The 16,272-nt window shown below is 54.5% G+C and carries 18 protein-coding genes and 1 pseudogene; 7 read left to right on the top strand and 12 right to left on the bottom strand.

Going from position 1 to position 16,272, the window contains the following annotated elements:
• Positions 1 to 40 precede the first annotated feature (40 nt).
• Together ACL2XO_RS27510 and ACL2XO_RS27505 are read right to left on the bottom strand one after the other, a co-directional pair.
• Positions 41 to 262 (bottom strand): annotated as a pseudogene (locus ACL2XO_RS27510) (type II toxin-antitoxin system Phd/YefM family antitoxin).
• A gap of 169 nt (positions 263 to 431) precedes the next feature.
• Positions 432 to 1,295 carry a YicC/YloC family endoribonuclease gene (locus tag ACL2XO_RS27505; protein WP_132924243.1) on the bottom strand — a complete coding sequence of 288 codons (864 nt, stop codon included), beginning with the start codon at positions 1,293 to 1,295 and terminating at the stop codon, positions 432 to 434.
• Between the two features lie 127 nt (positions 1,296 to 1,422).
• Here ACL2XO_RS27505 and rph point away from each other — a divergent pair, with 127 nt between their 5' ends.
• Positions 1,423 to 2,139: a ribonuclease PH gene (gene rph, locus ACL2XO_RS27500; protein ID WP_132924245.1), complete on the top strand. Its 717-nt coding sequence runs from the start codon at positions 1,423 to 1,425 to the stop codon at positions 2,137 to 2,139.
• 49 nt (positions 2,140 to 2,188) lie between these two features.
• Positions 2,189 to 2,830, top strand: coding sequence for an orotate phosphoribosyltransferase (gene pyrE / locus ACL2XO_RS27495; protein WP_132924247.1), 642 nt, complete (start codon positions 2,189 to 2,191; stop codon positions 2,828 to 2,830).
• Between the two features lie 26 nt (positions 2,831 to 2,856).
• Here the strand turns inward: pyrE and slmA are convergent, their stop codons facing one another.
• The 3 genes from slmA to coaBC all read right to left on the bottom strand — a co-directional run bounded on the left by slmA (position 2,857) and on the right by coaBC (position 5,254).
• The gene (gene slmA / locus ACL2XO_RS27490; RefSeq protein ID WP_132924249.1) at positions 2,857 to 3,453 is read right to left on the bottom strand and encodes a nucleoid occlusion factor SlmA; all 597 of its coding nucleotides are present in this window, start codon (positions 3,451 to 3,453) and stop codon (positions 2,857 to 2,859) included.
• Between the two features lie 150 nt (positions 3,454 to 3,603).
• Complete coding sequence (gene dut / locus ACL2XO_RS27485; protein WP_132924251.1) at positions 3,604 to 4,062, bottom strand: dUTP diphosphatase; 459 nt, start codon at positions 4,060 to 4,062, stop codon at positions 3,604 to 3,606.
• Entirely contained in the window at positions 4,040 to 5,254 is a 1,215-nt protein-coding gene (gene coaBC / locus ACL2XO_RS27480) for a bifunctional phosphopantothenoylcysteine decarboxylase/phosphopantothenate--cysteine ligase CoaBC (protein ID WP_413726078.1), read from the bottom strand. The genes dut and coaBC overlap by 23 nt, the downstream gene beginning before the upstream one ends.
• A gap of 183 nt (positions 5,255 to 5,437) precedes the next feature.
• Between coaBC and radC the strand changes: the two genes are divergently transcribed.
• The 4 genes from radC (at position 5,438) to mutM (ending at position 7,661) form a co-directional block, all read left to right on the top strand.
• Positions 5,438 to 6,121 (top strand): RadC family protein, encoded by a 684-nt coding sequence (gene radC / locus ACL2XO_RS27475; protein ID WP_413726077.1) that lies wholly within the window; start codon positions 5,438 to 5,440, stop codon positions 6,119 to 6,121.
• 238 nt (positions 6,122 to 6,359) lie between these two features.
• Positions 6,360 to 6,596, top strand: coding sequence for a 50S ribosomal protein L28 (gene rpmB, locus ACL2XO_RS27470; RefSeq protein ID WP_132924257.1), 237 nt, complete (start codon positions 6,360 to 6,362; stop codon positions 6,594 to 6,596).
• Between the two features lie 11 nt (positions 6,597 to 6,607).
• Entirely contained in the window at positions 6,608 to 6,775 is a 168-nt protein-coding gene (gene rpmG, locus ACL2XO_RS27465; protein ID WP_026738454.1) for a 50S ribosomal protein L33, read from the top strand.
• A 76-nt stretch (positions 6,776 to 6,851) separates the two neighbouring features.
• Positions 6,852 to 7,661: a bifunctional DNA-formamidopyrimidine glycosylase/DNA-(apurinic or apyrimidinic site) lyase gene (gene mutM, locus ACL2XO_RS27460; protein WP_413726076.1), complete on the top strand. Its 810-nt coding sequence runs from the start codon at positions 6,852 to 6,854 to the stop codon at positions 7,659 to 7,661.
• A gap of 1 nt (position 7,662) precedes the next feature.
• On the opposite strand, the gene coaD is transcribed toward mutM, so the two are convergent.
• The 7 genes from coaD to ACL2XO_RS27425 all read right to left on the bottom strand — a co-directional run bounded on the left by coaD (position 7,663) and on the right by ACL2XO_RS27425 (position 14,807).
• The gene (gene coaD, locus ACL2XO_RS27455; RefSeq protein WP_132924260.1) at positions 7,663 to 8,145 is read right to left on the bottom strand and encodes a pantetheine-phosphate adenylyltransferase; all 483 of its coding nucleotides are present in this window, start codon (positions 8,143 to 8,145) and stop codon (positions 7,663 to 7,665) included.
• Positions 8,142 to 8,918 (bottom strand): glycosyltransferase family 2 protein, encoded by a 777-nt coding sequence (locus tag ACL2XO_RS27450; protein ID WP_132924262.1) that lies wholly within the window; start codon positions 8,916 to 8,918, stop codon positions 8,142 to 8,144. Before ACL2XO_RS27450 ends, coaD begins: the two co-directional genes overlap by 4 nt.
• Positions 8,919 to 10,187: a lipid IV(A) 3-deoxy-D-manno-octulosonic acid transferase gene (waaA, locus tag ACL2XO_RS27445; protein WP_132924264.1), complete on the bottom strand. Its 1,269-nt coding sequence runs from the start codon at positions 10,185 to 10,187 to the stop codon at positions 8,919 to 8,921.
• 129 nt (positions 10,188 to 10,316) lie between these two features.
• Positions 10,317 to 11,447 (bottom strand): glycosyltransferase family 4 protein, encoded by a 1,131-nt coding sequence (locus tag ACL2XO_RS27440; protein WP_413726075.1) that lies wholly within the window; start codon positions 11,445 to 11,447, stop codon positions 10,317 to 10,319.
• On the bottom strand, positions 11,444 to 12,520 hold the full coding sequence (rfaQ, locus tag ACL2XO_RS27435; protein WP_132924268.1) for a putative lipopolysaccharide heptosyltransferase III: 1,077 nt from the start codon (positions 12,518 to 12,520) through the stop codon (positions 11,444 to 11,446). Before rfaQ ends, ACL2XO_RS27440 begins: the two co-directional genes overlap by 4 nt.
• A gap of 63 nt (positions 12,521 to 12,583) precedes the next feature.
• On the bottom strand, positions 12,584 to 13,585 hold the full coding sequence (locus ACL2XO_RS27430) for a glycosyltransferase (RefSeq protein ID WP_132924270.1): 1,002 nt from the start codon (positions 13,583 to 13,585) through the stop codon (positions 12,584 to 12,586).
• A 124-nt stretch (positions 13,586 to 13,709) separates the two neighbouring features.
• A complete protein-coding gene (locus tag ACL2XO_RS27425; protein ID WP_413726074.1) occupies positions 13,710 to 14,807 on the bottom strand; it encodes a glycosyltransferase in 1,098 nt (365 codons plus the stop codon).
• A 216-nt stretch (positions 14,808 to 15,023) separates the two neighbouring features.
• Here ACL2XO_RS27425 and ACL2XO_RS27420 point away from each other — a divergent pair, with 216 nt between their 5' ends.
• A complete protein-coding gene (locus tag ACL2XO_RS27420) occupies positions 15,024 to 15,977 on the top strand; it encodes a deacetylase (RefSeq protein ID WP_413741976.1) in 954 nt (317 codons plus the stop codon).
• Positions 15,978 to 16,272 lie beyond the last annotated feature (295 nt).

Raw genomic sequence — 16,272 nt, 5'->3', positions numbered from 1 at the left:
TTGGTTTAAGCTAAGATCACAATCTTGTTAGCTACCCAGTTCATCGATCGGTCAGTGCCGCTATTGTGTGGCCGTGCCGTTGCATGATGATATCAAACTCAGCATCCCGTTAGGCATTCTGATAAGCCTCGAATTCCGCTTTGCTGATCACCACGGCAACGCTGCCATCCCGACGAGTGATTTCAACCGGTTCGCCGTTGACAGCGACATCCAGCACTACGGAGATATTAGCTCTGGCTTGAGTCGAGGTATAGGTCAGCATATCGTTTCTCCTAAGTTGTACATATTAAGTGTACACATCGTTTGTTCTCTTTTCATTCATCGGCATGAAAAACACAGCAGAGCTATCCACTGCGCCGGGCTTATCATTCTGCCATTTCGTTTAAAGGAAGCCAGACTGAAAGCGAAGTTGTCGCAGCAACGGCTTGGCCTTATTCGATATTCTGTATCTGCTCCCGCATCTGCTCAATCAGCACCTTCAGCTCAATGGCCGAGGTCGTTACGCTGGCATTGATGGACTTCGACCCCAGCGTGTTCGATTCCCGGTTGAACTCCTGCATCATGAAATCCAGGCGGCGGCCGACGGCTTCTTTCTTATTGAGGATGTTGTAGGTTTCTTTTACGTGGGCCTCCAGGCGATCCAGCTCCTCGGCGACATCGATGCGCTGGGCCAGCAGCACCAGTTCCTGCTCAAGGCGGTTGTTCTCCAACTGGACCTTGGCGTCTTCCATTTTGGCCAGCAGGCGTTCCCGCTGCCACACCAGGATATCCGGCATTTGCTGGCGCACCTTGGCGACTTCGGCGCTGACGTTCGCCAGGCGCTGCTCGATCATCAGCTTCATTGCCGCGCCTTCGGTTTCCCGTACCAGGATAAAATCATCCAGGGTCTGGTCCAGGGCCGCCAGCAGTTCCGCGCTGATGGCGTCCAGATCCTGCTCTTCCGCCGCCATCACGCCGGGCCAGCGCAAGATTTCCACCGGGTCGATTTCACCCTCGTCGCTTTGCATCTTGACCCATTGAGCGGCTTCCACCAGCTGTTTCGCCAATGCCTCGTTTAAGATCAACGCGCTTTGCATATGGGGATTGGCCTCAAAGCGCAAATTGCATTCAATCTTGCCGCGGGTCAGGCGATTGCGGGTGCGTTCACGAATGGCCGGCTCCAGCCCGCGAAATTGCTCCGGCAACCGGATATAGGTTTCCAGATAGCGTTGATTGACAGAGCGTAGCTCCCAGGTGGCATTGCCCCAGTTACCCTTGATCTCACGTCGGGCGAAAGCGGTCATACTGCGGATCATAAACATACCCGTCCATTAAAAAAGATGGGGGGATTATAGCGTCGCATGGACGAGCATGATAGGCATAAGGCGACGAAGACCGTATAATGCGCAGCCAATACATGATTAACCCGTCCGGAGAGACACAATGCGTCCAGCAGGCAGAGAAGTACAGCAAGTGCGCCCCGTCACCATTACCCGCCATTTCACCAAACATGCCGAGGGTTCGGTGCTGATAGAATTCGGTGATACCCGGGTGCTTTGCACTGCCACGGTGGAAGAAGGCGTACCGCGTTTTCTCAAGGGGCAGGGACAAGGCTGGATTACCGCGGAGTACGGCATGTTGCCCCGGGCAACCCACACCCGCAATGCGCGGGAAGCCTCTCGCGGCAAGCAGGGAGGCCGGACTATGGAAATCCAGCGTCTGATTGCCCGTTCCCTGCGTGCGGCGGTGGATTTGACCAAGCTCGGCGAATATACCATTACCCTTGATTGCGATGTGCTGCAGGCCGATGGCGGCACCCGCACCGCGTCCATCACCGGCGCCTGCGTGGCGCTGGTGGATGCCCTTAACGGCATGGTGAAGGAAGGCCAGCTCAAGGTGAGCCCCTTCAAGGGTTTTGTGGCGGCTATATCGGTAGGTATAGTGGCGGGCCGCGGGGTATGCGATTTGGAATATGTGGAAGACTCCACCGCGGAAACCGATATGAACGTGGTGATGCTGGAAGACGGCCGGATGATAGAAGTCCAGGGCACCGCCGAAGGAGAGCCGTTCAGCCAACAGGAACTGCTCGGCTTGCTTGAGCTGGCGCGCGGGGGCATCGAAACCCTGATTCAGGCGCAGAAAGCGGCGCTGTCGGTTTAATGTTGCCGGGCGGCGCCGATGCGCCGCCTGCGGGTTGGAAGGAGTGTATATGAAAGACTACCAGCGTGAATTTATAGAGTTCGCATTAAATAAACAGGTGCTTAAATTTGGCGAATTTACGCTGAAGTCAGGGCGCAAGAGCCCTTACTTTTTCAATGCCGGTTTGTTTAATACCGGCCGCGATCTGGCGCTGCTGGGCCGATTCTACGCCGCCGCGCTGATGGATTCCGGTATTGATTTCGATGTGGTGTTCGGGCCGGCCTATAAGGGCATCCCCATCGCCACCACCACGGTAGTAGCCCTGGCGGAGCACTATGAGCGGGATGTGCCCTACTGTTTCAATCGCAAGGAAGCCAAGGAACATGGGGAGGGGGGCAGCCTGGTGGGCAGTCCTTTGCAGGGGAAAGTCATGCTGGTGGATGATGTTATCACCGCCGGCACCGCCATTCGCGAGTCCATGGAAATCATCACCGCCCATCAGGCCACCCTTGCCGGGGTGTTGATTTCTCTCGACCGCCGGGAAAAAGGCCGGGGGGATATTTCAGCGATCCAGGAAGTGGAGCGGGATTATCACTGCCGGGTGCTGGCTATCATTACCTTGGACGATCTTATCGATTATCTGGAAGAAAAAAACGAGATGGCCGATCACTTGGCGGCGGTGCATGCTTACCAGCGGCAATACGGTGTCTGAAGCATTGCCGCCCCGGGCGGCGGCATTTACTTCAACTGAGCCAGCAGCAGCGGCCAGCGCGCTTCAAAGTCCCGGGTCGGCAAATATTTGAATTCGGTGCGGACAAAACGCGCCAGCAGTCCTTCGCAATAGGCCAGCAGCTGGCTGGCCAGCAGGGTTTCATCGCTTTCGAATCCTTGGCCTTCGCGCAGCTTGCGCTCCCGCAACACTTGGCGCAGCTGGGCTTCTATGCGTTCATAAAGCTGATTGATGCGGCCCTGCAGACGGTCCTGTTCGAACATCAGGGCATGGCCGGTCATGATGCGCGTCAGGCCGGGGTTGCGTTCGGCAAAGCCCAGGATCAGCAGTAAAATCAGACGAAGACGATTAAAGGTTTCCTTTTCATCCTGCAGAATGAGATTGATGCGGCTGCTCAAGCTGTCTTCGATAAATTCTATCAGGCTGTCGAACATGCGGGTTTTGCTGGGGAAGTGGCGGTAAAGCGCGGCTTCCGATACCCCCACCGCCGCGGCCAGTTTAGCGGTGGTGATCCGTTGACTGCCGTCGCTGGATTCAAGCATTTGCGCCAATGCCTGAAGAATTTCCTCGCGTCGATTACGCTTCTTGTTTTTTTGTTCTGTCATACCTAACGGGTCCCTGGGTAATAAAATCAAATCGAATCAACATCAGGCATCGGCCGTAACATCACCCTGTGTTACGGCGTTAAAAAAATGAATTATCAATGCCGGGGAAGGTTTGCCCGTTAACGTCTACATTAACGCTTCCATTAAGGACTAGTGGCGTCCGGAATGACCAAAGCCGCCTTCGCCACGTTCGCTGGCGGTAAAATCGTCCACCACGTTAAAATCCACCTGCACTACGGGTACGAAGACCATCTGCGCGAGGCGTTCGCCCGGTTCAATAGTAAAGACCTGCTGACCGCGGTTCCACACCGAGACCATCAGCGGCCCCTGGTAGTCCGAATCGATGAGTCCCACCAGGTTGCCCAGTACAATGCCGTGCTTATGTCCCAGCCCGGATCGGGGCAATATCACCGCCGCCAGCGCCGGATCGGCAATATGAACGGCCAGGCCGGTGGGAACCAGGGTGGTTTCTCCCGGCGCCAGGACAACGGCGCTATCGAGACAGGCGCGCAAATCCAGGCCGGCGGAGCCTTCAGTGGCGTAGGCCGGCAGGGGAAATTGCTCGCCGATGCGGCGATCAAGGATCTTAACGTCGATTTTTTTCTTCATAACGGCTGATAATCTCGTCGATTAATTGTTGACCAAGCAAGGTCTTATCGCTTAGCGGCAAAAGGCGATCCCCATCCTGCCAAAATAAATGCAAGGCGTTGGTCTCGCTGTTAAATCCCTGGTCTTGCCGGGACACGTCATTGGCGCAAATCAAATCGAGATTTTTCTTTATGCGCTTTTGCCGGGCGTATTCTTCCATATTCTGTGTTTCGGCGGCAAATCCGACCACATACGGGCGATTTTTGGTCATGGCCCCCACCTCGGCCACAATATCAGGGTTTTTTATCATTTTTATGGTGATTTCGTCACCCTGGGTTTTTATTTTTTCGCTGGCGGTTTGAATGGCGCGATAATCCGCCACCGCGGCGCAGCCGATAAAAATCTGCTGCAGTTCGATATCATTCATTACCGCGTCATGCATCTCCAGCGCGCTGGTAACGTTGACGCGCCAGACGTTGGCCGGGGTGGGCAAATCCACCGGGCCGGCCACCAGCGTGACATGGGCGCCCCGGTCCGCCGCCGCCTTGGCGATGGCGAATCCCATCCGGCCGGAGCTTTGATTGCTGATATAACGCACCGGATCAAGGGACTCCCGGGTGGGGCCGGCGGTGACCATGATGTTGAGATGTTCCAGGCTGCGGTCGATGGTAAAATGACGGCGCGCCCTCTCCACCAGCTCCAGGGGATTGAGCATCCGGCCCGGGCCGATGTCGCCGCAGGCCTGGCTGCCGTCATCCGGACCCCATAATAGTACGCCGCGCGCGGCCAGGGTCTGCAGGTTGGCCTGGGTAGCGCTCGCCCGGTACATCTGCTGGTTCATGGCCGGGGCCACGGCAATGCGCGCGGCGGTGGCGAGGCATATCGTGGTCACCAGGTCATTGGCCATGCCCGCCGCCATACGGGCCAGCACATCGGCGCTGGCAGGGGCCAGCAGGACCAGATCGGCCCATTTGCCCAGTTCGATATGCCCCATTGCGGCTTCGGCGGCGGGATCCAGCAAATCGTCGGCTACCGGATGTCCGGAAACCGCCTGGAGCGTCAGCGGGGTGATAAACGCTTTTGCCGCGGGGGTCATGACAACCCGTACCTCAGCGCCCCTGTCACGTAAACGGCGCACCAGTTCAGGGCTCTTGTAGGCGGCGATGCCGCCGCTTATGCCAAGTACAATATGTTTGCCGGCAAGTTCCGTCATCTCGAATGTCCACTTGAAAGCTTGAGTAGGTAACATTTTATCATAACCCTACGGTTAACCATCATTTGTCTCTTTGAGGCAATCCATCGCAAATTGCAATGCCTGCCGTAATTTCGTCATCTGACCGTCGAGCAAATTTGCGCCGGATGGCATGATAGGCGGCGAATGGGGGATGATAAGGATATGGCGAAGCGAAACAAAAAGGAGTGGCCCTATGGACTGGCGCCCAGGGAAAAATTAACCTTGTTAGGCCCGTCGGCATTGTCGGATACGGAGCTGTTGGCCCTGTTTTTGCGAACCGGTCTGCCGGGTTCACATGTCATTCATCTTGCCGAGCAGTTAATGGCCCGGTTCGGCTCTTTGGATAAATTGATGTCGGCCGATTGTAAAACCCTGTGCGCCACAAAAGGCCTGGGACCGTCAAAATATACCCAGCTGCAGGCCATCAGGGAGATGGCGCAGCGGTATTACGGTTCGCACCTGATGCGCGAAGACGCCATGACCAGCCCGAATATTGCGCAGAATTACCTGCAGATCATGTTGGCGCACCGGGAGCGGGAAGTGTTCGTGGTATTGTTTTTAAATAATCAGCACCATCTTATAAAACACATGGAATTATTTCACGGCTCGGTGAACAGCGTCGAGGTGCATCCCCGCGAAATCCTTCGCGAGGCGCTTAAAGTCAATGCGGCGGCGATTATTTTGGCGCACAATCACCCTTCGGGTAGGGCCGAACCCAGCCGCGCCGATCGCGAAGTCACCGAACAGGTGGTGAAAGCAGGTCTTTTTCTGGATATCAGGGTGCTGGATCACCTGGTCATCGGGGCAGAAGAGTGCGTCTCTTTTGCCGAAAGAGGGTGGTTGTGAGCTTTATTCTTGCGATCCACCAGGATCTTTGCTTGCGCGGGACTTGAGCACTTGCGCTTCAAAGCGTATACTACGCCACCTTTGAGAATCTTGGGTGTAGCGTTGAGAGCCTATCTCAGCAGGTTCAAACCTGTTGTAAGTCTCTCCTCAGTGAATGTGCTGAGATGGGCTCTAAAGCCTGACGAGGCGGCTGACACCTTTTTTTGAGCTCGAGCTGATTGATTTTTGGAGAATAGACATGTCCCGAGTCTGCCAAGTTACTGGCAAGCGCCCGGTGAGCGGCAACAACCGCTCCCACGCAATGAATGCGACCAAACGCCGTTTTCTGCCTAACCTGCACTCTCACCGTTTTTGGGTTGAGAGCGAAAAACGCTTTGTTACGCTGCGTGTATCTGCTAAAGGTATGCGTGTAATCGACAAGAAGGGCATCGAAACGGTTCTGACCGATTTGCGTGCCCGCGGTGAAAAGTATTAAGGAAATGAATCATGGCTAAAGGTGTTCGCGAGAAGATCAAGCTGGTTTCTTCTGCTGGTACTGGTCACTACTATACCACCACGAAGAACAAGCGCACCAAACCGGAAAAATTGGAATTGAAAAAATTCGATCCGGTGGTACGCCAGCATGTGATTTACAAAGAAGCTAAAATCAAGTAATTTTAGTGAGTTGCATAAAAACCCGCCACGGCGGGTTTTTTTATTTGCTGGCGTTAACTGCTACACGGAGGCGAACATGCCTGAGTTGCCCGAGGTTGAAACCAGCCGCCGGGGCATTGAGCCCTGGGTAGCCGGCCATAGGATAGTCCGGGCGGAGGTGCGTAATGCGCGTCTGCGCTGGCCGGTTTCCAGCGAGATCATCGCTCTGCGCGACGCCCTGGTGGTAAGCGTCCGGCGGCGGGCGAAATACCTGCTGTTGGAGCTGGATCCGGGCTGGATCATCATCCATATGGGTATGTCGGGCAGCCTGCGCGTCCTGCAGCAGCCGCAGCCGCCGGAAAAGCACGATCATGTGGATCTCATCATGAGCAACGGCTGTATCATCCGCTATACCGACCCCAGGCGCTTCGGCGCGTGGTTATGGAGCGATGACCTTAAAACCAGCCGGGTGCTTTCCCAACTGGGTCCGGAACCCCTGAGCGACGAGTTCGACGGTCAATGGCTGTTCGATAAATCGCGCAATAAGCGTACGCAGGTTAAACCCTGGCTGATGGATAACAAACTGGTGGTGGGGGTGGGGAATATTTATGCCAGCGAGTCGCTGTTTGTATCGGGCATCCTGCCGGTGCGGCAGGCCGGTTCGTTAACTCTGGCCGAGGCGGAACTGCTGGCGCGTACCATCAAGGCGGTATTGCTGCGGTCCATCGAACAGGGCGGCACCACCTTGCGTGATTTTCTGCAATCGGACGGTAAGCCCGGCTATTTTGCACAGGAACTGCAAGTCTATGGCCGTGAAGGCGAGAGCTGCCGGGTATGCGGTACGCCTATCCAGACCGTCAGGCTCGGGCAGCGGAGCAGTTTTTTTTGCCCTCATTGCCAGCATTAAATCAGGGATGAAGCCGTAGTTTCACTTCTTTCGCGATGGCGGGGGGCAAGAAATGATCCACATCCCCGCCGTGCAGCGCCACTTCCTTGACCAGAGATGAAGAAATATACGACCATTCCTGGTCCGGCATCAGGAAAACGCTTTCCAGCTCCGGCATTAAATGCTGGTTCATTTTCGCCAGCTGCATTTCATATTCGAAATCCGAAATCGCCCGCAGCCCCCGCACCAGGATATTGGCGTGCTGCTGCCGGGCGAAATTGGCCATCAAATCGCTAAAACCCACCACCTCAACGTTGGTTAAATGCCGGGTAACGTCTTTTGCCAGCGCTACTCTTTCTTCCAGGGTAAACAGCGGCTTTTTACTGGGACTGAAGGCGATGGCCAATATGACTTCGTCGAACATTTTCGCGGCACGGGTCACCAAATCCAAATGCCCGTTGGTGAAGGGATCGAAGGTTCCGGGATAAATGGCCTTGGTTGTCATAATACGTCTCTCTCGGCACGGCGCAGCGCCCATAAAGCGGTATATTTGTTGAAAGTATACTGTGCGTTCACCACTGCCAGCAACCAACCCTGTTTTCCGTCCAGAAAGCCGGCCCGCAGCAGCCAGGTCTTGATAAAAGCCCCAAGGGTATGACCGATAATGGAAAGAAAACCGCAGGTTTTATGCTGACGGTGACGTTCCATTGCCCAGGCTTCAGCGTACTGCAGCTGCTTGCGCTGGAACGCTATCAGGTCGCGGCAGGTCAAATGCTGCAGATGCCCGTGCAGGGTAACGACCTTGGCCTGGCGGCTATCGAGGGATTCATGTACCGGACTGTCGTTATAACGGTAGGCTTCCCGGGCATACAGCCGCACCACCTTGTCCGGATACCAGCCGCTGTGCCGCATATAGCGTCCCAGGAACAGGTTCGAGCGGGCGCAGCTGTAAACCGTATCCGGAGACGGGCGGCGCAAGACCTCTTCAATGGACCGGCGCAGCTCGGGAGTGACCCGCTCATCGGCGTCGAGCATCAGGATATAATCCCCTACGGCGTGTTCCTGCGCCCGCTGGCGCTGTTTGCCGAATCCCGGCCAATCCGGTGCCGAAAAGACTTGCGCGCCGTACCGCTCGGCGATTTGACGGGTGAGATCGGTACTCGCGCTGTCCAGCACCACGATTTCATCCGCCCACCGCACCGATTCGAGGCACTCGGGCAGCAGCTCGGCTTCGTTGCGGGTGATGAGGACCACGGAAAGACGTTTTACCGTCGGCATCTACTGGCTCCGCTGTGGCAAATAAGGCTCCAGCAATTGTAGCAGCCGCTGCAGCGCGCCCTGGTTCTGGTGCAAAACCTCCACCGCGTGACGACCGTAATATAACCGGTAATCCTCATCGGTGAGCAAAGTTGAAATCTCTTTCACCAACGAAGGGACATCGGTCACGGTAATCAGACCGCCCGCTTCGGCCAGTTTGCTGCATATATCCCGGAAATTGAAGATATGGGGGCCCATGAGAACAGGGACAGCGTGGGCCGCGGCCTCCAGGGGATTATGACCGCCCCGTTCCACCAGGCTGCCGCCGACAAAGGCGATATCGGCAATGCCGTATAGCAGCATCAGTTCGCCCATGGTATCGCCGATCACCACCTGCGTACCCGGCGAAGGCACTTCACCGGAGCTGCGGGTGGTAAGGCTGAAACCGGCCCTTTGCGTCATCTCTTTCGCCACGGGGAACCGCTCGGGATGCCGTGGCACCAAGATCAGCAGTAGATTGGGAAAGTTTGCCAATAATTGACGATGAGCCTGCAACAGCAGGCTCTCTTCCCCTTCATGAGTGCTGGTGGCTATCCACACCGGACGATGGGGCGCCCATTGACGGCGCAGCGTCAATGCTCTGGCCGCCAGTTCGGGAGTGACCGAAATATCGAATTTCAAGCTGCCGGTTAGCGCCAATTGGTTACGCTTTAACCCTAAGGACAAAAAGCGCTCGCCGTCTTCCTCGTTTTGTGCGGCGATAAGCGTGATTTTACCCATAATGCCCGCGGTAAAACTGCCGAATTTTTTATAGCCGGCGGCGGAACGGGCGGATAAGCGCGCATTTGCCACCACCAAGGGAATTTTACGCTGATAAAGGGCTTTGATCAGGTTAGGCCATAACTCGGTTTCCATGACGATCACCAGTTTGGGATTGACCTGGTTGAGAAACCGGTTCATCGCCCCCGGCAGGTCATACGGCAGGTAAACGTGATCGACATCTTTGCCGAACGCGGACTGAACGCGTTCGGAGCCGGTGGGGGTCATGGTGGTGACGGTAATGGGTAAAAAAGGATAACGGTGGCGCAGGGCTCGCACCAGGGGAATTGCCGCTAATGTTTCACCCACCGAAACCGAATGCAGCATGATGCCGCCCGGTTTGACTTTGCCCTGACAAAACCCGTAGCGCTCCCCCCAACGCCGGCGATAGGCCGGCGCTTTTCGACTACGCCATAATAACCGGATCCATATAAAGGGCTGAAGAAAATAGATGATTACGTTATAGATCATTATAGTTAGCTATTGTAAGGCACGGCGACCGATGTGCTGAGTTAATTTTTAACCAAATAATTAGAATCGCATGGTAAGCGCATTCATGCTAACAGATAAGTGGCTATCCCTCATTGATATCCGGTGCTTTTAATCCTCAAGCAGTTGCCGGTAGAGCTCCGTCAGCTCACTGGACAACCGGGCGGGGGTGCACTCTTTAACCCGTTCGCGGGCGGCGAGACCCATGTCGGGACGCCGGTGCCGTAACGGTATGGCCGCCGCCAATTCTGTAAGCGTTTTCAGATCCAGGGCATCACAAACATACCCTTGGATGCCCGGTTCGATAAATTCGGCGCCGCCGCAAGTCTGGCTGGTAATCACCGGCAAGCCGCAAGCCATGGCCTCCAATATCACGTTGGGGAACGGATCATACAGTGTCGGCAGGATCAAACCGTCCGCCGCGTGATAAAAAGGTAACACGTCCTTTTGTATGCCGACGAAACGGATGCGTTGCCGGCATCCCAGGCTGTTGGCATAAGCGAGATATTTGGGCTGGTGTTTGTCCTGACCTACCACAACCAGATAACGATCGGTGGCGGCGATGGCGGCGATGGCCTGCCGCAATCCTTTGCGCTCAAAGCCGGACCCCACATAAATCAGCGCGCAGGCTTCATCAGGCAGGGAAAGCCTCTCACGGGCCAGTTGGCGCTGCTCCGAACTTGCAGGATAAAAGCTCGACGAATCAATGGCGTTATAGATCAGGGCGAATTTATCCGCCGGCACCTGATAACAGCGGATAATGTCGTTCATCACCATCGCGGAATTACAGATGATTTTTTTCAATGAAGAAGAATGAAACATCGCTTCTTCCGCTGCGAGCACATAACGATGATATCCGCTTATTGAGGTCAGCCATCGTTGCCATGGCGTATCGATGCGCGCCCGCTGCTCCAGCCATACCCGGTGAACGCCGTCGCCTGCGCGGAACACGTCGCAACCGGCGATACGTTCGTGGCTTTGTACCAAATCGAAATGTTCACGCTGCCAGCAGCGTTTCGCCGCTTCGGCAAAACCGCGTTCCCGCGAGACGCGTCCCCATTTGGCCGGATTGCAAATATGAACATGCCAGTTCGGGCGCGGCTCTCCCGACCATTGCCGGGTCAGGATATTCAATTCCAGCTCGTCGCTGTCCAGGGCTTCCAACGCCCGGGAAATAAAACGTTCGGCGCCGCCGTCGGGGCGATATTTTTGCCGGACTATAGCCAGCCGGATTTTTTTCATGACAAATATCCCCGTGCGGCCTGGAGGACGGCATCCACCGGGATGGCGCTTAAATAACGCTGTTGGGTTTTGGTGTCGATGTCATCCGGCGGCGGGAGTTCAGTAAAATCGCCGGCCCAGATAACGGTGCTGTTCTCACTCCAGGGCCGCCAGAACGTCAACTTGGTGGGACCGAACAGAGCGACGCAGGGCGTATTCAACGCCGCCGCCATGTGCATCGGCGCCGAATCGACCCCGATAAACAGCCTGGCGCCGTCGATAACCGACGCCAGCTGCGTTAAGGTTAGTTCTCCCGCCAGGGAGACGACCCGGGGATTATGGCAAAGGGACAGAATATGCCCGATCATGTCGAGCTCGTTTTTATCCGGCGCGGCGGTCAGTACGATGGGCAAATCCTGTTCCTGCAGCGCGTCTATCAGTTCCGCCACCTTTTCATCGTCCCAGCATTTATAGCTCCAGCGGGAAGTGGGCTGAATCACCAGGTAATCTCCGGTAATGCCCTTTGACGCCAGCAAGGTGTTGCGATGGGCCTCATCGGCGGGGGAATAATGCATCGAGGTGCGCCGGTCGGTCAAGGCGATGTCCAATGGCGCCAGAATGGTGAGATTTTGTTCAACGGTGTGAAGCCGGCCGTGATTAACGGTGGAAACCAGCCGGTTATGGGCCAGGCGCCATAAAAAAGATTGTCGCTTGGGATAATCGAAGCCGATACGCACCGCCGCGCCGCTGAGGTAGGTGATTATCGCGCTGCGCCACTGGTCGGCCAGGTTTACCACGATATCATAATGCCGCGATCGCAGGATTTTTATCAGCCCGGTCTCTTGCTGAATCTGATGCCTGACCCCCTGTTTTTTCCATGATCGATCAATGACATGGATATGGGTTAGCGCAGGATGATAACGGAGGATGGCCTCGGTTTCCTTGTATAACAATATGTCGATCTCAGCGGCGGGATACTGCCGATGCAGAGTGTTGATAACCGGTGTGGTCAGCAGCATATCGCCGTGATGGCGTAGCTTGATCAGGAGAATCCTTTTGACGGGAGTCGGTGATACGTCATGAGATATAGGCATGTTGTCTGACCAAAGAAAATCCAGCGTTGATTTTAGGTCAAGACAGGGCGGGAGAGAAGCGGATTATCTTGGCTTGCGCCAGGCATATATTCTTCTCAGCCACAGTAATAGCTGATACCACTGCTTTATGCCGCGTGCATTGCGAATCATGCGTTTATGTGTGCCGCTGGCGAAAATATCATTAAGTATAAGCTGCCTGGCCACAGGATCCGGTTCGCGACGCACCGCATGGCAAACGGATAATGCCTCATGAGTCACCTGCAAAGGAAATTCACGATACATTTTCACTTTGCCACGATACCGGTGGTTGATATCCTCCAGCAATTCGGCAATGCGGATGTAATGGCGCTGGTATTCGACATTTTTCATGCCGGTTCTTTTCTGATTACTGATGGATTGGTCGTGAATATAATAACGATAAAACACTTCCTGCGTGTACCTTACCCGACCGGCGTTAAGCATTAATTCCGTGGTCCAGGGAATATCCTGGTGATGCAAGCCCGGCACAAACTGCAGGTTAAGCTGTTTTATCAATGACAGCCGATAAATACCCAGCCAGACCACATGCAAATAGCGTCTGGTGCCTAAGGCCTTATGCAGCCAGGTCGGCCCGTCGAGTACGTCGGTGGAGGTTAGCCGGTCGAGAGGAATCAGGGTTTTTATTTCTTTCGAACCCATAAAATACCGCTCGCCATTGCATTGGGCTACATCAAGGTCGTCCCGCTGCGCCATATCCACCAGCGTTCGGTACATATCGGGATAAAGCCGGTCGTCCGCATCGGGAAACGTCACATATTCGCCGCTGGCAATGGCCATACCGGCGTTACGCGCCCTAGAAACACCGCCATTGGGCTGATCGATAACAATAATGTTTTCGTAACGCTCGGCATATAACCTTGCAAGAGCGTCGGACCCATCGGTCGAACCATCATTAACGATGATTATTTCTAAATCTTTAAGCGTTTGGGCCACCAATGACCGCATAAAGTCTTCAAACATCGAACCGGCATTATACAACGGAACGATAACGCTGAGTTTACGTAGCGGCTTATGGTTATCTAACATTTTGCAATCAACGCCAGCTGTCCAATTAGGAAACTGTTAAATTCATACTGAATAATAACATAAGCTGATGTGTTGAGATCGCTGAAACCCGCCGCGCTCTGCTGTTGCTAGCTCAATTAACCTATTAACTCCTGGCTAATGCAGCATATTTTCGGCAAATAGCGGCGATACCGTAGGGTTCCAGCTGGTGGAGATTTATAAGGGGAGGATTATTATAAATTGTAAGAATTTTTTCGGCCAGAGAGTCATCGTTCAATTCCGCCAGGCCGCGGGCCAAATCGCCAGTTAATATTTCGGCGGGCCCGCCGGGACAGCGGGTACTGACCACCGGCGTCTGGCAAATCAGCGCTTCCACCAAGACATTACCGAACCCTTCGCTGTCGGAACAGAGAATGAGCATGCGGGCATGCTTGATATAAGGATAGGGATTCGCGGTAAAACCTTTGAATATGACGCGATCGGCAATATTCAGTTCATTGGCCAAGGTTTTCAGCGCGCTGAGCTCCCGGTCACTGCCCTGGCCCATAATGACCAGCGGCGCTTGGATACCGGTAAGGGCATAGCTCCTGAGCAACCGGTCATGGCGTTTGTGGGGATGTAATCGGCCCACATGAATAAGATAATCCTGTCCCGCCATATCGCAGGGTTCGGATGCCAGCCGGCGGATGTCGTCTATATCGAACGGATTATAGATGACCGCCGATTCAGCGGGAGTCACGGCAAATGTGCCGGTCATATCTTCCAGCACCGCGCGGGAGACGGCGGTAATATTGCGATGCCGGTACACCCGGCCGATTTTGTAGCGTTTCAAGGCGCGCGATAGCCCTTTGCGATGGCCAAGATAGGAAGGGGAAAACATGCCGTGGAGGCAAAACCAGACTTTTTTCGGATCAAGGGCGCGGCTGCGGGCGACGATGCGGTCGGTTTTATGCAGATGGGATATCACCAAATCGAATTTACCCTCCCGCCGCTCGGCCTCGATAATAGCCGAATCCAGTTTTTTCGCCCGACGGGAAAGTTCGGTAAGCTTGCGCCAGGGAGTTCGGCAATCATCGACAATAACCCGGTAATCGATCTCCTCAGGCAGCGTATAGTCGCAAACGGAGCGTAATGAAAACAGCGAAACGCGGTGACCGGCGGCCATTAATCCTTGCGACAGGGTCAATAGTACTTTCTCCGCGCCGCCGCCCGGCAATCCGTCGATGATCATCAATACCCGCATGCGCTGTTATCCTTTGCCCTGCCTGAGTCATTAAGGTGCGATCCTACCCTAAGATAACGATAAAATCCTGCGGACATTGACCGTCTATTGCCTTTTGCGATAGACATCTTGCCAATGCGTTTGTTCTAATGTCCAATCGGAGCATTATCTACGGCGTTTGCCCTCAGGGGCTCGGCAGCGTAACATACCGGACTCTGATTTCCAGGGATTTTTCACATGAATCAACCCGCATTTATTATTACAATTGATACGGAGGGCGATAATCTTTGGCGTAATCATGGGCAGATTCTGACGGAAAATGCGCTTTTTTTGCCCCGGTTCCAGTCGCTGTGCGAAAAATTCGGTTTCAAGCCTGTTTATCTCACCAACTATGAAATGGCGGTGGATAGCGCATATGTCGAGTTTGCGAAAGATGTCATCGCCCGGGCCCAAGGCGAAGTGGGCATGCATCTGCATGCCTGGAACAGCCCGCCGCTGTTTGATTTAACCGGCGACGACGGTAGGCACAAGCCGTATTTGATCGATTATCCCGATGAAATCATTGCCGCTAAGGTGAAGTTCCAGACGCAATTGCTGGAAGAGACCTTCCAGACCAAAATGCTCAGCCATCGCGCCGGGCGTTGGGCGTTGAACGAGCTTTATGTAAAAATATTGATTGAACACGGCTATCGCGTCGACTGTTCCGTCACGCCTCGGGTGGACTGGCGCCGTTCTCCCGGCGCGCCTCAAGGCCAGGGCGGTACCAACTATATCGGCTTCCCCGATCAAGCCTATTTCATCAACCCGGAAAATATTGCCGCCGCAGGTGATTCCCCGTTGCTGGAAGTCCCCATGAGCACCCGCTACAAGCACCCGGCATGGGTCAACTCCGTCAAGAGCCTCTATGACAGTCTCAGGGGTAAAAGCCGGACGCCGTCGGTGCACTGGCTGCGCCCTCATGGCGGCAATGTGGCGAATATGCAATGGGTGGTTGATACCATGCTGGCCCGGAGAAGCGATTATGTTGAATTCATGCTCCATTCATCGGAACTGATGCCCGGCGGCAGCCCCACCTTTGCCGATGAGGCCGCCATTGAGCGGTTATATGCGGATCTTGAGCAGCTGTTTGAGTGGTTAAGCGGACGTGTCGTCGGCATGACACTGGCAGAATATTATCAAAAAAAGACATGAGCCGTGAGAAATGAAGAAAAAGAAAATTTTCCTGATTTATATTTTTCTCAATATTTATAATAAAATTTTCGGGCATTTAAAAAATACCGCAACGTTAAGCGCAGCTTCTGAATTCGACAGCATTGTTATCATGTCCACGACGGCATTAGGGGACCTTCTATTTAATACGCCGGCCATTCATGCGTTACGCAAACGCTATCCTGCAGCCCATGTGACGTTGGTTTCGAGCAACAAGAACAGCGCTATGGTGGAGGGCAGCACTTATTTCAATAAAATCATCTATTGGGATAATAAA

Origin of the sequence: Sodalis sp. RH15 (genome assembly GCF_047324255.1) — a bacterium.
GTDB lineage: Bacteria > Pseudomonadota > Gammaproteobacteria > Enterobacterales > Enterobacteriaceae > Acerihabitans > Acerihabitans ligni.
Note: the sequence above shows the minus strand (reverse complement) of the source record. Positions and strands in the feature narration are given on the sequence as shown.

Bases quoted from the DNA above. Each gene is read 5' to 3' on its own strand.
- dut (WP_132924251.1), bottom strand. From the start codon at position 4,062: ATGAAGAAAAAAATCGACGTTAAGATCCTTGATCGCCGCATCGGCGAG.
- radC (WP_413726077.1), top strand. From the start codon at position 5,438: ATGGCGAAGCGAAACAAAAAGGAGTGGCCCTATGGACTGGCGCCCAGG.
- coaBC (WP_413726078.1), bottom strand. From the start codon at position 5,254: ATGACGGAACTTGCCGGCAAACATATTGTACTTGGCATAAGCGGCGGC.
- ACL2XO_RS27430 (WP_132924270.1), bottom strand. From the start codon at position 13,585: ATGTTAGATAACCATAAGCCGCTACGTAAACTCAGCGTTATCGTTCCG.
- mutM (WP_413726076.1), top strand. From the start codon at position 6,852: ATGCCTGAGTTGCCCGAGGTTGAAACCAGCCGCCGGGGCATTGAGCCC.
- ACL2XO_RS27420 (WP_413741976.1), top strand. From the start codon at position 15,024: ATGAATCAACCCGCATTTATTATTACAATTGATACGGAGGGCGATAAT.
- ACL2XO_RS27505 (WP_132924243.1), bottom strand. From the start codon at position 1,295: ATGATCCGCAGTATGACCGCTTTCGCCCGACGTGAGATCAAGGGTAAC.
- waaA (WP_132924264.1), bottom strand. From the start codon at position 10,187: ATGATCTATAACGTAATCATCTATTTTCTTCAGCCCTTTATATGGATC.
- pyrE (WP_132924247.1), top strand. From the start codon at position 2,189: ATGAAAGACTACCAGCGTGAATTTATAGAGTTCGCATTAAATAAACAG.
- ACL2XO_RS27450 (WP_132924262.1), bottom strand. From the start codon at position 8,918: ATGCCGACGGTAAAACGTCTTTCCGTGGTCCTCATCACCCGCAACGAA.
- slmA (WP_132924249.1), bottom strand. From the start codon at position 3,453: ATGACAGAACAAAAAAACAAGAAGCGTAATCGACGCGAGGAAATTCTT.
- rfaQ (WP_132924268.1), bottom strand. From the start codon at position 12,520: ATGCCTATATCTCATGACGTATCACCGACTCCCGTCAAAAGGATTCTC.
- coaD (WP_132924260.1), bottom strand. From the start codon at position 8,145: ATGACAACCAAGGCCATTTATCCCGGAACCTTCGATCCCTTCACCAAC.
- rpmB (WP_132924257.1), top strand. From the start codon at position 6,360: ATGTCCCGAGTCTGCCAAGTTACTGGCAAGCGCCCGGTGAGCGGCAAC.
- rph (WP_132924245.1), top strand. From the start codon at position 1,423: ATGCGTCCAGCAGGCAGAGAAGTACAGCAAGTGCGCCCCGTCACCATT.
- rpmG (WP_026738454.1), top strand. From the start codon at position 6,608: ATGGCTAAAGGTGTTCGCGAGAAGATCAAGCTGGTTTCTTCTGCTGGT.
- ACL2XO_RS27425 (WP_413726074.1), bottom strand. From the start codon at position 14,807: ATGCGGGTATTGATGATCATCGACGGATTGCCGGGCGGCGGCGCGGAG.
- ACL2XO_RS27440 (WP_413726075.1), bottom strand. From the start codon at position 11,447: ATGAAAAAAATCCGGCTGGCTATAGTCCGGCAAAAATATCGCCCCGAC.